Source organism: Xanthomonas sp. NCPPB 2250, from assembly GCF_056725265.1.
This window is the reverse complement of record NZ_CM161520.1, coordinates 3,809,240-3,822,674: the sequence shown is the minus strand read 5'-3', so window position 1 is coordinate 3,822,674 and position 13,435 is coordinate 3,809,240. Positions and strand designations below refer to the sequence as shown.

The 13,435-nt window shown below is 69.7% G+C and carries 11 protein-coding genes and 1 pseudogene; 9 read left to right on the top strand and 3 right to left on the bottom strand.

Going from position 1 to position 13,435, the window contains the following annotated elements:
• Positions 1-59: 59 nt before the first annotated feature.
• A pseudogene (gene recO / locus AC1PMG_RS15285) lies at positions 60-776 on the top strand (DNA repair protein RecO); the annotation flags it as partial.
• A gap of 507 nt (positions 777-1,283) precedes the next feature.
• On the opposite strand, the gene AC1PMG_RS15280 reads toward recO, so the two are convergent.
• Both AC1PMG_RS15280 and AC1PMG_RS15275 read right to left on the bottom strand, forming a co-directional pair.
• The gene (locus AC1PMG_RS15280; RefSeq protein WP_481109450.1) at positions 1,284-3,461 is read right to left on the bottom strand and encodes a TonB-dependent siderophore receptor; all 2,178 of its coding nucleotides are present in this window, start codon (positions 3,459-3,461) and stop codon (positions 1,284-1,286) included.
• Positions 3,462-3,767: 306 nt separating this feature from the next.
• Positions 3,768-4,484, bottom strand: a complete 717-nt coding sequence (locus AC1PMG_RS15275; protein WP_481111684.1) for an Hpt domain-containing response regulator — start codon at positions 4,482-4,484, stop codon at positions 3,768-3,770.
• Between the two features lie 148 nt (positions 4,485-4,632).
• Here AC1PMG_RS15275 and rlmD point away from each other — a divergent pair, with 148 nt between their 5' ends.
• The 8 genes from rlmD to AC1PMG_RS15235 all read left to right on the top strand — a co-directional run bounded on the left by rlmD (position 4,633) and on the right by AC1PMG_RS15235 (position 11,744).
• Positions 4,633-5,979, top strand: coding sequence for a 23S rRNA (uracil(1939)-C(5))-methyltransferase RlmD (gene rlmD, locus AC1PMG_RS15270; RefSeq protein WP_481109449.1), 1,347 nt, complete (start codon positions 4,633-4,635; stop codon positions 5,977-5,979).
• A 67-nt stretch (positions 5,980-6,046) separates the two neighbouring features.
• Positions 6,047-6,553: a CYTH domain-containing protein gene (locus AC1PMG_RS15265; protein WP_481109448.1), complete on the top strand. Its 507-nt coding sequence runs from the start codon at positions 6,047-6,049 to the stop codon at positions 6,551-6,553.
• An 81-nt stretch (positions 6,554-6,634) separates the two neighbouring features.
• Entirely contained in the window at positions 6,635-7,309 is a 675-nt protein-coding gene (locus tag AC1PMG_RS15260; RefSeq protein ID WP_481109447.1) for a DsbA family oxidoreductase, read from the top strand.
• 390 nt (positions 7,310-7,699) lie between these two features.
• Complete coding sequence (nagZ, locus tag AC1PMG_RS15255) at positions 7,700-8,707, top strand: beta-N-acetylhexosaminidase (RefSeq protein WP_481109446.1); 1,008 nt, start codon at positions 7,700-7,702, stop codon at positions 8,705-8,707.
• On the top strand, positions 8,707-9,261 hold the full coding sequence (locus AC1PMG_RS15250) for a hypoxanthine-guanine phosphoribosyltransferase (protein ID WP_017917414.1): 555 nt from the start codon (positions 8,707-8,709) through the stop codon (positions 9,259-9,261). The genes nagZ and AC1PMG_RS15250 overlap by 1 nt, the downstream gene beginning before the upstream one ends.
• 95 nt (positions 9,262-9,356) lie before the next feature.
• The gene (locus AC1PMG_RS15245; RefSeq protein ID WP_010342285.1) at positions 9,357-10,103 is read left to right on the top strand and encodes an S-methyl-5'-thioinosine phosphorylase; all 747 of its coding nucleotides are present in this window, start codon (positions 9,357-9,359) and stop codon (positions 10,101-10,103) included.
• Positions 10,104-10,191: 88 nt separating this feature from the next.
• A complete protein-coding gene (gene cspE, locus AC1PMG_RS15240) occupies positions 10,192-10,398 on the top strand; it encodes a transcription antiterminator/RNA stability regulator CspE (RefSeq protein WP_003488188.1) in 207 nt (68 codons plus the stop codon).
• Between the two features lie 95 nt (positions 10,399-10,493).
• Complete coding sequence (locus AC1PMG_RS15235) at positions 10,494-11,744, top strand: FAD-dependent oxidoreductase (RefSeq protein ID WP_481109445.1); 1,251 nt, start codon at positions 10,494-10,496, stop codon at positions 11,742-11,744.
• A 241-nt stretch (positions 11,745-11,985) separates the two neighbouring features.
• On the opposite strand, the gene AC1PMG_RS15230 is transcribed toward AC1PMG_RS15235, so the two are convergent.
• Entirely contained in the window at positions 11,986-12,957 is a 972-nt protein-coding gene (locus AC1PMG_RS15230) for an IS110 family RNA-guided transposase (protein ID WP_481109034.1), read from the bottom strand.
• Positions 12,958-13,435 lie beyond the last annotated feature (478 nt).

Genomic DNA, 13,435 nt, shown 5'->3' with positions numbered 1-13,435 from the left:
AGGGACGGCATGCTGTTCCATTCCCTATTCCCCACTCCCCATTCCCAGCTCCTGAAGCCTTGATCGAGCACGAACCCGGTTTCGTCCTGCACGCCCGGCCCTGGCGCGAGACCAGCCTGCTGGTGGAGGTGCTGAGCGTGCACCACGGCCGGCTCGGCGTGCTGGCGCGCGGTGTGCACGGGCCGAAGAAGCAGGCCTTGCGCGCGGCGCTGCAGCCGCTGCAGTCGATCCGCTTCAGCGCGCAGCGCCGCGGCGAACTGGCGCAACTACGCGAGGCCGAGGCGATGGATGCGGCGCCGCGGCTGAGCGGCGAGGCGATGCTGGCCGGCTTCTACATCAACGAACTGACCCTGCGCTTGGCGCCGCGCGACGATCCGGCGCCGGACCTGTATCTGGCGTACGCGCGGGTGCGCGCGCGACTGGCCGCCGAAGCGCCGCTGGCCTGGTCGCTGCGCTGCTTCGAGCGCGACCTGCTGGAGGCGCTGGGCGTGGGATTCGACCTGCGCCACGACGGCGACGGCGACCCGATCGACCCGGCAGCGCGTTACGTGCTCGACGCCGAGCACGGGTCGCGCCGGCTGTTGAGCGATCGCGGCCACGATCAGCGCAGCGGCATGGCGACCGGGCGCGCCCTGCTGGCGCTGGCCGACGATACCGAACCAGTCGCCGAGGATCTGCCTGGCCTGCGCCGCGGCATGCGTGTGGTGCTGCTGCACCACCTCGGCGGGCGCGGCCTGAAATCCTGGGAAATGGTCGAGGATCTGGCGCGGCAGCGCAGCGCCAGCGCCGCGGGCATCGCGCCGGCGGTTGCCGATCCCGAGCCGCCGCAGGACGATCCGCCGGGATCGGATGCACCCGGCGTCGCCGCAATGCCGGGGTCGGCAGCGCGCGCGGCGACACCGGAGCCGGACGCCGAGCTGGATGCGCAGCGCGACGCGACGTCGACGTCCACACCGGAAGCGCCGCCGCGGTCGCCGCCTTCCGCGGAGTCGTGAGCGCGGCGGATCGACGGCGCGAGCGCTGCCGCCACGCGGACACCCGAGTGAGCTGTGTTCGTCACCCGCCCAAGCGGATGCGGCTTGCTCCGTAGAAGCGGTTGTTGTCCGTTTTTGCGGGATCAGCGGCGACGGGTTCTCCCGGTAACGCCTTCGCGGCTGGGGCCGCGCCTGCGGTTGCTTCCGTCACGACCACAGACCTCCATGCAGCCGCGCAGCGCCGCCGCCCGCCGCCGCCGCCGTCGCCACGCCGGGCCACGGCAGCGGCAGCGGCAGCGGCAGGCGCACTCAGCGCCAATCGATCCGCAGGCTCAGCGCCGCATTGCGTGCCTCGCCCAGCGTGTGCTGGTTCCAGTAGGTGCGATCGAACAGGTTGTTGATGTTGCCGGTCAGCAACGCGTCGTAGCCGCCCAAGGTCGTGGCGTACTGGAAGCCGGCCGCGGCGACGGTATGCCCGGGGATGAGCACGCGATTCTGATCCTCGTAGTAGGCATCGCCGGAGTAGCGCACGTTGCCGTGCAGGCTCAGGCCGCGCACGCCCGGTACGCGCCAGGTGGCATTGGCCAGCAGTTGCCGGCGTGCGGCGCCGGCCGGGCGGTTGCCGCGCAGCGCCGCGTTGTCCGGCGACAGATCCTGCAGCCGCGGGTCCATCCACAGTCCGCCGACGCCCACTTCCAGATCCTCGGTCACGCCGACGCTGCCGATCACTTCCAGCCCGCGATACAGGGTCAGGCCGTCCTGGGTCAGGTAGCGCAGGCCGTCGCGGTAGGCGTCGATCTGCGCGCCGCGCTCGATGCGGAACGCGGCGGTGGTCAGCGCGAAGCGCCCGCTCTGCAGCTTGGCGCCCAGTTCGTACTGCTTGCTCACCGTCGGCGCCAGTACGCTGCCGGCGTTGGCATAGGCGGGCAGCGCGTCGGTGCCGACGCGGCTGCCGGGCTCCAGCGCCTCAACGTAGCTGGCGTAGAGCGACACGTCGTCGATGGGCTTGTAGATCAGCGCCACGGTCGGGGTCGTCACCGAGGTGCGGTAGCCGCTGTCCACCGACGCGTCGCCATCCAGATCGCGTTGCTGGTAATCCACGTGGCGCGCGCCGAGGATGGCGCGCCAGTGGTCGCCGAACTGCAGGGTGTCGCTGACGAACACCGCCTTCTGGCGCAGGTCCGCGCTGACCGGCGCCAGGCTGTAGTCCGGTCGGCGGGTGGGGCGGAAGGACTGCGGGCGATACAGGTTGCCGTCGAAGTCGTTGCTCCAGTAGAACGCCTTGCTCCACTGGTCCCAACTGCGCTGCACCGAGGCACCGAACACCAACGCGTGCGTCACCGGGCCGGTGTCGACGCGGCCGTTGACCAGCAGCTGCACCACGCTGTTGCGCAGCACCGCACCGAAGTCGTAGGCGAAACCGGCGTAGTCGCCCGTTTCGTTCAGCAGATTGGCGAACATCTTGTGCGACGTGTGCCGGCGGCGGCTGCCGCCCAGGCTCAGTGCCGCACTCCAGCGCTCGTCGATGCGCCAGTTCAGGCCGGTGGTCGCGTGCAGCAGGGCGGTCTCGTAGTAGGCCCCGTCGACGCGGATCTTGTCGTAGTCGCTGGTGGGGCGGGGCAGGCGCGTGCCCTGGTAGGCATCCCAATAGAAGTACAGCGGCTCGTGCTCGAGCGTGTTGCGCTCGTGTACCAGTTCGGCATGCCAGGTCAGGCCCTCGACGATCGGTTGCTCGACCGCAACAGCGATCGTCTTGCGGTCGATGCCCGCGCCGTTGTATGCGTCGCCGCGTTCGATGCCGGCGTTGAGCCGATAGCCGAAGGAGTCGGCGCCGTTGGCGCGCCCGCCCGCATCCACCTGTGCCGAGAACACGCTGTCGTTGCGGTAGCCAATCGTGGTGGCCAGCAGTGGCGTGTCGGTGGGGCGCTTGGTCTGGTAGCTGACGATGCCGCCCGGTGCGCCGAAGCCGTACATGAAGCCGCCCAGGCCCTTCAGCGCCTGCACCGATTGCACCGCTTCCAGCGGGAACTCGCCGCCCCATTCCATCAGCATGGGCACGCCGTCCACGTAGAAATTGCGCACGCCGATGCCACGGATCTGCGTGCCCCACCAGTTGGTGGTGGCCGCCGGTTCGGCCGCGAACACCGATGGATCGTTGATGAAGATCTGCCCCAGCGTGGAGGCCTGGCGGCGCGCGATCTCGGGTTCTTCGACCAGGGTCACCGAGAACGGCGTATCCAGCAGGCGCGACGTGCCCAGCGCGCCGACCGCCGCATCCTGCTGCAGGTCCAGGCTGAGCCGCTGGCCTTTGACCATGACCGTGTCCAGTTGCGTGGCGTTGGCGGATGACCCGGCATCGCGGGTGCCGGCACTGGCGGTGTCCTGGGCGCTGGCTGAGGTGGACGCGGCGGCGACGAGGGCGGCCAACAGCGCGCGGGCGAGCACGCCCATGGCCGGCGCTGGCCGGTGGAATGACGTCTGAAACATGAGAAAGCCCCTGTTGCGGTAGTGACCGGACGGGGCGATGGCTGGTCCGAAGATGTCGTCGGGGCGTTAATTTATTCGAGAACGAATCTTATTTGCAAGTTTCGCTGTGTGGCGAGCGCCGTGCGGACGCCGTCGTTGTCGTCACCGTCGCGAGACCGGATCGTGACGGCACGGGGAAGGGCGGCTACCAGCCGGGAGCGCCAGGGCAACGCTCGAGAGGCGCGGGTTGCGGCAGATGGCGCCCCAGGCCGACGCGTGGGAAGTGACGGGGAGCCATCCCCAATCCCGAATCCCCACTCCCAGCCTTCAGTGCAACAACGCCGCCACCGCCTCGCTGAACTGATGGCGGGCCTGCGAGGAAGCTGGATCGCCATGCAGCTGGCGCACGGCCCGCGCCAGGCGCGCGGCACCGACGAAGCCGCAGCTGGCCTGCAGCCGGTGCAGGTGGCTGCGCACGGCTTGGTCATCGCTGAGTTGCAGGGCCGAGGCCACCGCATCGCGGGTGCCGGGCAGCTCGGCCAGGAACAGTTCGCGCAATGCGATCAGGTGCGCGCGCTCGCCGTTGAGCGCGGCCAGCGCGGTGGTCTCGTCCCAGTCCAGGGTCGGGTCGGCGGTCCCGACGGTGCCGCCGAGGCGGCCGCGCGCGAGCAGCCGGCGCACCGATTGCAGCAGCCGTTCGGTGCTGAGCGGTTTCAGCAGCACGTCGGCGAAGCCGGCGTCGAGCAACTGCGAGCGGACCGAGGCGCTGGCGTCGGCGGTATGCGCCAGCCCCAGGGTGCCGGGGCGTTGCCGCTGCAACTGGCGCAGCAACTCGCTGCCGCTGCCGTCGGGCAGGTTGGCGTCGATCAGCCACAGGTCGTGCGCCTGCGTCTGCGCGCGGGCGAGGGCGCTGGCGACGGAGTCGGCCAGGTCCACCCGGGCCGGCAGCGCCTGCAGCGTCGCGTCGAAGAAAGCGCGGCTGATCGGGTCGTCTTCGACGAGCAGCAGTCGCGTTACCGTGTCCTGGTTCGATGCCATGCTGATGCCTCCATGCGGCGTGGTCGCATCCCGCGCGGCGGCGCGCGTGCGTGCGTGCGCCACTTTGCCTCGCCGGCGCGGCAATCGCAAGCCGGTCCCGGCCCGGCCCATCTGCGACAATAGCCGCCCTTTTCCGCCCGCAGCCTGTTGCCACGTGGCCCGATCCAGAAACCGTCTTGACCGCACGCCCTTCCAGACCGACATCGCCGACCTCAGCCACGACGGCCGCGGCGTCGCCCGCCGCGAGGGCGACAAGGTCGCCTTCGTCGCCGGCGCGCTGCCCGGCGAGACCGTCCTCGCCGAACCCACCGCGCGCAACCGCCACTTCGACGAGGCGCGCACCGTGCAGGTGCTGCAGGCCTCGCCGCAGCGGGTGACGCCGCGCTGTCCGCATTTCGGGGTCTGCGCCGGCTGCGTGCTGCAGCACCTGGCCGAGGACCAGCAGATCGTGGCCAAGCAGCGGGTGCTGACCGAGAACCTGGAGCGCATCGGCCACGTGACCCCGCAGGCGGTGCTGCCGGCGCTGACCGGCGCGCCCTGGGGCTACCGGCGCAAGGGCCGCTTCTCGGTGCGGCGGGTGGAAAAGAAGGACAAGACCCTGGTCGGTTTCCGCGAGCAGGATCCGCGTTTCGTCGCCGACCTGTCGGTCTGCCACACGGTGATCCCGCAGATCGGCTTCAAGGTGACCGCGCTGGCCGACCTGGTCGAAAGCCTGGACGGCAAGCGCGACATCCCGCAGATCGAGTTCATCGCCGGTGACGCCGCGGTGGCGTTGACCTTCCGCCACATGCAGCCGCTGAGCGCGCGCGACCAGAACGCGCTGATCGCCTTCGCCCAGGAGCACGAGTTCGCCATTTTTTTGCAGCCGGGCGGCGTGGACAGCGTGCACCCGCTGTATCCACAAGAGGTACCGCTGTCGTTCCGGCTGCCGCAGTGGGACGTGGAACTGGCGTTCCGGCCGCTGGACTTCATCCAGGTCAACGCCGCGCTCAACGAGAAGATGATCGCGCACGCGCTGGCGCTGCTCGACGCGCAGCCCGACGACCGCGTGCTGGACCTGTTCTGCGGCCTGGGCAACTTCACCCTGCCGCTGGCGCGCACCGTGCGCGAGGTGGTCGGCGTGGAAGGCGACGCCGGGCTGGTGGCGCGCGCGCGGGAGAACGCGCAGCGCAACGGCCTGGACAACGCGCAGTTCTTCGCCGCCGACCTGACCCAGGACCAGCGCCAGGCGCCGTGGATGCGCCAGGGCTTCGACAAGCTGCTGCTGGACCCGCCGCGTTCAGGCGCGCTGGAGGTGCTGCAGCAACTGCCGCTGAAACAGTTCCAGCGCATCGTCTACGTCAGCTGCCATCCCGGCTCGCTGGCGCGCGACGCCGGCTACCTGGTCAACGAACAGGGCTTCGTGCTCAAGGCCGCCGGCGCGATGGACATGTTTCCGCACACCGCGCATGTGGAGAGCATTGCGGTATTTGAAAAGCCGGGAATGGGGAATCGGGATTAGGGATTCGTCACAGCGGCTGCGCGCGGTTTAAGCTTTTTCCATTCTCCTTTCCCCATTCCCGATTCCCATGGCCATCGAAATCGAACGCAAATTCCTCGTCATCGGCGATGGCTGGCGCGCGGCGGCGCATGCGGTGATGCCGATGGCGCAGGGCTATCTCAACGACCAGGCGGCGCTGGCCAGCGGGGCGCAGAAGGCGTCGGTGCGGGTGCGGGTACAGGGCGAGGCGGCGTTTCTCAACCTCAAGTCGCGCGAGCTCGGGCATACCCGCCAGGAGTTCGAGTATCCCATCCCGCCGGACGATGCGCGCGCGCTGCTGGCGCTGTGCGTGGGCGGGCTGATCGACAAGCGCCGGCATCTCGTGCAGCACCAGGGCCATCTGTGGGAAGTGGACGAGTTCCTCGGCGACAACACCGGGCTGGTGGTCGCCGAGATCGAGCTGGACAGCGCCGACGAGGCGTTCGCCAAGCCGGACTGGCTCGGCGCCGAAGTCACCGACGACCCGCGGTACTACAACGTGGCGCTGGCGACGTGTCCATTCTGCGAATGGACGGGATTGGGGATTCGGGATTAGGGATTGGCAAAGGCGGGCCAGCTGCAGCGATTCGGCTTATGCTTTTGCGAATCCCCAATCCCCAATCCCCAATCCCCACTCATGCGCATCGATATCTGGTCCGACGTGGTCTGTCCCTGGTGCTGGATCGGCAAGCGCCGGTTGCAGCAAGGTCTTGCATCGCTCGGCGCGGATGCGCCGGCGCTGGAAATCCACTGGCATCCGTATCAGCTGGATCCGGACGCCGGCACCGAGCCGGTGCCGTTGCGCGAGGCCTATGCGGCCAAGTTCGGCGGTGCGGCGCGCACCGAGCAGATCCTGGCGCAGACCCAGGCCACCGCGCGCGCCGAAGGCCTGCCGTTCGACTTCGGCCGCGATCAGGTGCGGGTGACCACGCTGCCCGCGCACCGCTTGCTGTGGCTGGCGGCGCGCGAGGGCGACGTGGACGCGGTCGCCGAAGCACTGTTTCATGCGCACTTCGCCGAGGGCCGCAACCTGGCCGATCCGCAGACGCTGTGCGATGCCGGCGCCGCGGGTGGGTTGTCGGCGGCGCGGGTGCAGGCGCTGCTGGCCGGCGACGAGGGACTGGACGAGATCGAGGCGGAACTGCAGCAGGCGCAGGCCATGGGCATCCGCGCGGTGCCCACCTACGTCATCGATGGCCGCCAGGCGCTACAGGGCGCGCAGCCGCCGGATGTGTTCGCCGCCACCGTGCGCGGTTTGCTGGCCGACGCCCAGGCGGGCCGCGATTGCGGTCCGGAGGGGTGCGCGGTCTAGGAACGCGCGCACGGCACGTTGCGATCCCCGCGCTGCGGGTCGCGCGCCAGGCCGTCGTCTCGGGGCCGTAAGGGACCGCCCGCGGCGTGCGCAGACGTCCTGCCAGGCCCGATGCTGGCGCGCCGGGGCGTCCGCCGCATTCCGCGCGCCCATTCCGGCCACGCCGACCAGGCCGCCGGCCGCGAGGCCGCCTGCGAGGCGCGGACCATGCGATCTGCCGTGCGGCTCGGCCTTGGCTGCGCCGCACATCGCTGCGCGTGCCACCGCTCCGTCCGCGTTCATTACCAAGACGTGTCAGCTGGCAGCGGCGCGACCTGCCGCCGACGCCGGCATCTGCGACAATGCCGACCCACAGGCGCCTCCACCGCGCCGGCAGGAGGAATCCCCCGCATGCTCGCGATCGGCGTTGCCGGTACCGAACTCACCGCGCAGGAGCGCGACTGGCTGCAGCACGATGCGGTGGCCGGCGTGGTCCTGTTCAAACGCAATTTCGCCTCGCGCGCGCAGGTGACCGAGTTGAGTGCGGCGATCCGCGCCGCCACGCCGCGGCCGCTGCTGCTCTGCGTGGACCAGGAAGGCGGGCGCGTGCAGCGCTTCCGCGAGGGCTACAGTGCGCTGCCGCCGCTGCAGAATTTCGGCGCGCTGTACGCGCGCGATCCGGCCGCGGCGCTGGAGATGGCCGAGCAGCACGCCTGGCTGATGGCCAGCGAGATCCGCGCCAGCGGCATCGACCTGAGCTTCGCCCCGGTGCTGGACCTGGCCCGCGGCAACCGTGCCATCGGCGACCGCGCCTTCAGCGATGACCCGCAGGTGGTCGCCGCATTCGCCGCGGCCTATGTGCGCGGCATGCACAGCGTGGGCATGGGCGCCACGCTCAAGCATTTCCCCGGCCACGGCACCGTGCTCGAGGACACCCACGTCGACGACGCCGAGGACCCGCGTTCGCTGGACACCCTGCGCCAGGAAGACCTGGTGCCGTTCGCCGCCGGCATCGCCGCCGGCGCCGACGCGGTGATGATGGCGCACGTGGTCTACCCGCAGGTCGCGCCGGAACCGGCCGGCTACTCGCCGCGCTGGATCCAGCAGATCCTGCGCCAGGAGCTTGGCTTCCATGGCGTGGTGTTCTCCGACGACATCGGCATGGCCGCCTCGTTCGCCGCCGGCGGCGTCGCCGCGCGGGTCACCGCGCACCTGGATGCCGGCTGCGATGTGGTCCTGGTCTGTCACCCGGAACTGGTCGAAGACTCGCTGCAGGCCGTGCGCGACCGCCCGCTCAACACCGCCGCGCTGCTCGGCCTGATCGGCCGCGGCGGCCTTGGCTGGGACGGCCTGCTGGCCGACGCCCGCTATGGCCATACCCAATCCCATCTGCTCTCCACCTTCGGAAAAACCGCCTGATGTCCACTCTCACCATCGCCCAGGCCCTGGCCCAGGCCGACCTGCTGGTCGATCGCACCCGCATCGATCAGGCCATCGCCCAGATGGCCGACGCCATCGCCGCCGACTACCGCGGCGAAACCCCGGTCTACCTGACCATCATGCACGGCGCGCTGCCGTTCGCCGGCCAGCTGGCGCTGGAACTGGGCAGCCGCGGCCAGGACCTGCAACTGGACTACCTGCACGCCACCCGCTACCGCGGCGAGACCGTCGGCGGCGAACTGGTGTGGAAGCACCGCCCGGCCACTGCGCTGTACGGTCGCCGCGTGCTGCTGCTCGACGACATCCTCGATGAAGGCCTGACCCTGAAGGCGGTGCGCGAGTGGTGCCTGGAGCAGGGCGCCACCGACGTGCGCATCGCCGCGCTGACGGTCAAGCGCCACGACCGCTGCGTGCCCGGGGTGAGCGCCGACTATGTCGGCGTCGAGGTGCCGGACCGCTACGTGTTCGGCTTCGGCATGGACGTCAACGAGGCACTGCGCAACCTGCCGGCGATCTACGCGATGAAGGAGTAAGCGGCCAGGCGAGCCAGCCTCGCCTGCGTCGCTGCCGTTTTCCGCTGCCGGCGCGCGTCGCCGGCGCAGGCGTTCCCTTTCGTTCGAGGATCCGCATGGACAACATCGCACTGGCCGTCATCGGCGGTACCGGCGTCTACAAGCTCGCACAGCTGGACGACGTGCAGACGCACGAGGTCGAGACGCGCTACGGCGCGCCTTCCGGCCCGGTGCGGGTCGGCACGCTGCTCGGCCACCGTGTCGCCTTCCTGGCCCGCCATGGCGAAGGCCATTCGCTGCCGCCGCACAAGATCAACTACCGCGCCAACCTTGCTGCGCTGCAGCAGATCGGCGCCACGCGCGTGCTCGCGTTGAACACGGTGGGCGGCATCACCGAACGCTTCGGCCCGCGCGTGCTGGCCTGCCCGGACCAGCTCATCGACTACACCTGGGGGCGCATCTCCACCCTGTGCGAAGAGCCGGGCAGCGAGGTGCTGCACGTGGATTTCGGCCATCCGTATTCGCCGCTGCTGCGCAGCAAGATCCTCGCCGCCGCGCGCGTCACGGGCACCGCGCTTGTGGACGGTGGCTGCTACGCCGCCACCCAGGGGCCGCGCCTGGAAACCATCGCCGAGATCGCGCGGCTGCGCCGCGACGGTTGCGACCTGGTCGGCATGACCGGCATGCCCGAAGCCGGCTTGGCGCGCGAGCTGGGCCTGGACTACGCCTGCCTGGCGATCGTGGCGAACTGGGCGGCCGGCTGTGGCGATGCCGAGGAAATCACCCTGGCCGAGGTGCTGGCCAATGTCGAGGCGGCCTCGGTCGGGCTGCCGGAGCTGGTGGGGGAACTGGCGCGCGGGTGATTGTCTTCGTTGCGCAAGCTTTGCATACTCCGCCGGTGCGGCTGCCGCACAACCACCACCCATTCACTGCAAAAGGTCTCGCATCACCATGCCGAACGGTACCGTCAAGTGGTTCAACGACGCCAAGGGATTTGGTTTTATTTCTCCGGAAGACGGTAGCGCCGATGTGTTCGCGCACTTCTCCGCGATCAACTCCAAGGGCTTCCGCAGCCTGCAGGAAGGACAGCGTGTCAGCTACGACGTGACCCAGGGTCCGAAGGGCGCGCAAGCCTCGAATATCACGCCGGTCGAGTAAGCGCTCGCGTTGACTCGGTTGTGCCTTGAACCCCGCTTCGGCGGGGTTTTTTATGGGAGACGCCGTGGTGTCGGCGTCGGCAGGCGGTGGAGGCAATGAAGCAGGGACTGCAGATCGGGATCGTGGGGTATGGCACCGCAGGCCAGGCACTGGCGCTGCTGCTGGCGCGCGACGGGCACCGCGTGCAGGTGTTCGAGCGTGCGGCGCAGCCCGGACCGGTCGGCGCCGGTTTCCTGCTGCAGCCGACCGGCCTGCAGGTGCTGTGGCGGATCGGCCTGCTCGATCAGGCCCTGGCCTACGGCGCGCCGGTGCACCGCCTGTACGGCGAGACCCCGTGCGGGCGCGCGGTGATGGACATGCGCTACCGCGACCTGGAGGCGCGCCTGTTCGGGCTGGGCATGCAGCGCGGCGCCTTGTTCGCCCTGCTGGCGCAGGCCTGGGACGGCTACGCCACGCTGCAGCGCGATACGCGCATCGTCGCCATCGACGACACGCTGCGCCGGGTGCAGGACCAGCACGGCCGCTGGCATGGGCCGTTCGACCTGGTGATCGCCTGCGACGGTTCGGCCTCGGCGCTGCGCGCGCAGGTACAGGCGACGCGGCTGGATCGGGTGTATCCGTGGGGCGCATTGTGGTGCCTGCTGCCACGCGGCGACTGGGCTTTCGCCGACGAGCTGCGCCAGCGCTACGTGGCCGCGCGCAAGATGATCGGCCTGCTGCCGGTGGGCACCCGCCCGGGCGATGCCGAGCCGCGGGTGAGTTTCTTCTGGAGCCTGCCGACCGCCGAGTTCGATGCCTGGCAGGCGCGCGGCGTGCAGCCGTGGCTGGAGGAGATCGCGCAGCTGTGGCCGCAGGCGCGCGAACGCCTGGCGCAGATCGACGCACCGGCGCAACTGGCGCGGGCCAGCTACCGCGATGCGGTGCAGCGGCACTGGTACCGCGGCCGCCTGGTCCTGGCCGGCGATGCCGCGCATGCGATGAGCCCGCAGCTGGGGCAGGGCGTCAACATGGCGCTGATGGATGCCTGGGCATTGAGCGAGAGCCTGCGCACCGCGCCGGACATCGACGCGGCGCTGGCGCGCTACCAGGCGCAGCGCCAGGCGCACGTGGCGGTGTACCAGTTCTGGAGCCGCTGGCTGACCCCGCTGTTCCAGTCCGAGCGCGACGTGGCGGCGCGGCTGCGCGACGTGGGCATGTTGCCGGCCGGGCGCATGCCGGGGGGACGCGGACACATGCTGCGCGTGCTCAGCGGTACCCAGCACGGCTGGTTCGGCAAGCTGCCGCTGGCGCCGGAGTTTTTCGAGGCGTTGCAGGACGCGGTGGCGCGGCGCGTGGCGCTGCCGTAGGCGGCGAAGTGACCTGTGCGAGCCGCTGGCCGCGAACGCAGAGACGGACATCGCCGCCGAGGAGGACGAGATCCTCACCGTGCCGCACCAGATCCAGCGCATCGACCCGACCGGTATCGCCGCAGGGCGAGGTTGCGAGCCAGCGTCCGCGATTCGCCGCGGTAGCTGCGGAGTACAGAGCGCGACCCAGCGCGCGCGGTTGCATCGCCACGCGGCCCCGCCGTAGATACCGTCTTACCCCCTAGCAGGCAAGGCCCCTTTTCGGATCGAACGCCGTGCCCGATTTGAGAACGCCGTAGGCCAGGTGCAGGAGCTTGCGCATGGCGGCGCACACGATCTGCTTGCCGGCTTTGCCGCGTTCGCTCAGCCGCTGTTTCAGCGCCCGGATGATCGGGTTGTGGGTCATGGCCACCAGGGCCGGCATGAACAGGCCCGCGCGCAGGCGGGACGAGCCGGTACGCGAGATGCAGACGTGGCCTTTGCGCTCGCCCGACTCCTGCAGGCACGGATTCAGGCCCGCGAAGGCGGTCACCGCCGAGGCATCGGCGAAGCGCCTCACATCGCCAAGCTCGGCCAGCATCAAGGCCGCGCTGGTGTCGGCAATGCCCTGGATGCTCACCAGCAGCTCGCGCTGCCCACGCAAGGTCGGATCCTGGTCGATATGGTCATCGATGGCCTGCTCGATCTGGGCGATGTGGTGTTGCAGATCGGCCAGATGGACCTGGATCGAGTCCTTCACCTGGGCCGGAGCGACGTCCAGCCGGTTGCGCTCCATCTGCAGCATCTGTTGCAGATCCTGGCGCCGGCGCACCAGCGCTTTAAGCTGCTTGAGCGCCGGCGGATCAGGGGACCAACGGCGTAACTGCTCGCGGTGACGCAGGGCATAGCTGGCGATCAGCTTGGCATCGCTGCGATCGGTCTTGACCCGGCTGAGTTGGCTGCGTGCGTACGCGGCCGTCTGTGCCGGGTTGAGCACGCACACCCGATAGCCTCGTGCGTGGAGGAACTCGGCCAGCGCCTGGTGGTAGGTGCCGGTGGCCTCCATGGCGATCCAGCTATCGGACTGGGCATGCGTCTGCAGCCATGCCTGCAGGGCCTGGAAGCCCTTGGCATCGTTGGACAACTTGGCCTTGGTACGGTGCTTGCCATTGGTCAGCTCGATGGCCACATCGAAACTGCGTTTGGCGACGTCGATGCCGATGACGGGAGACATGCGCGATTCCTCCATCGTGTCAGGGTCATGATCGGCGCTGGGCCCGGTCCTGCCTTGTCGATGCGAGTTCACGCCCGGGGGGGCGGACTCTGGATACCGTTCGGACACCCAAGGGCCAGCATGTGGAGGGCGGAGCCGATCTACGATGCAAGCTCGAAGCTTTAGGAGCGACTGGACCTCCCACACCTCCTCCGATGATCAGTCGGAAGACATGACGCCTGTTTAGGGGCGACATGTCCAGATACAAGGAGCGGCTTTAGCCGCGACCGCGCTTTCCTGGTAAAGCCTGGTCGCGGCTGAAGCCGCTCCTACGACAGACCGATGGCAAGACAGTGCGATTGCACTGTGGCAGGGGGCTTCAGCCCCGACGCCTTGGCGGCGGGCGCGTCGGGACTGAAGTCCCTCCCACAACAAGGCAGTGCACTTGCTGCTTCGATCGCGTTCCGGGCTGTCCGGCGCTATACCGAAGCCTCCGGCG

Excerpts from the sequence above, each read along its gene's own strand:
- AC1PMG_RS15260 (WP_481109447.1), top strand. The coding sequence starts at position 6,635 with ATGCGCATCGATATCTGGTCCGACGTGGTCTGTCCCTGGTGCTGGATC.
- AC1PMG_RS15280 (WP_481109450.1), bottom strand. The coding sequence starts at position 3,461 with ATGTTTCAGACGTCATTCCACCGGCCAGCGCCGGCCATGGGCGTGCTC.
- AC1PMG_RS15235 (WP_481109445.1), top strand. The coding sequence starts at position 10,494 with ATGAAGCAGGGACTGCAGATCGGGATCGTGGGGTATGGCACCGCAGGC.
- AC1PMG_RS15265 (WP_481109448.1), top strand. The coding sequence starts at position 6,047 with ATGGCCATCGAAATCGAACGCAAATTCCTCGTCATCGGCGATGGCTGG.
- cspE (WP_003488188.1), top strand. The coding sequence starts at position 10,192 with ATGCCGAACGGTACCGTCAAGTGGTTCAACGACGCCAAGGGATTTGGT.
- AC1PMG_RS15230 (WP_481109034.1), bottom strand. The coding sequence starts at position 12,957 with ATGTCTCCCGTCATCGGCATCGACGTCGCCAAACGCAGTTTCGATGTG.
- AC1PMG_RS15250 (WP_017917414.1), top strand. The coding sequence starts at position 8,707 with ATGTCCACTCTCACCATCGCCCAGGCCCTGGCCCAGGCCGACCTGCTG.
- AC1PMG_RS15245 (WP_010342285.1), top strand. The coding sequence starts at position 9,357 with ATGGACAACATCGCACTGGCCGTCATCGGCGGTACCGGCGTCTACAAG.
- nagZ (WP_481109446.1), top strand. The coding sequence starts at position 7,700 with ATGCTCGCGATCGGCGTTGCCGGTACCGAACTCACCGCGCAGGAGCGC.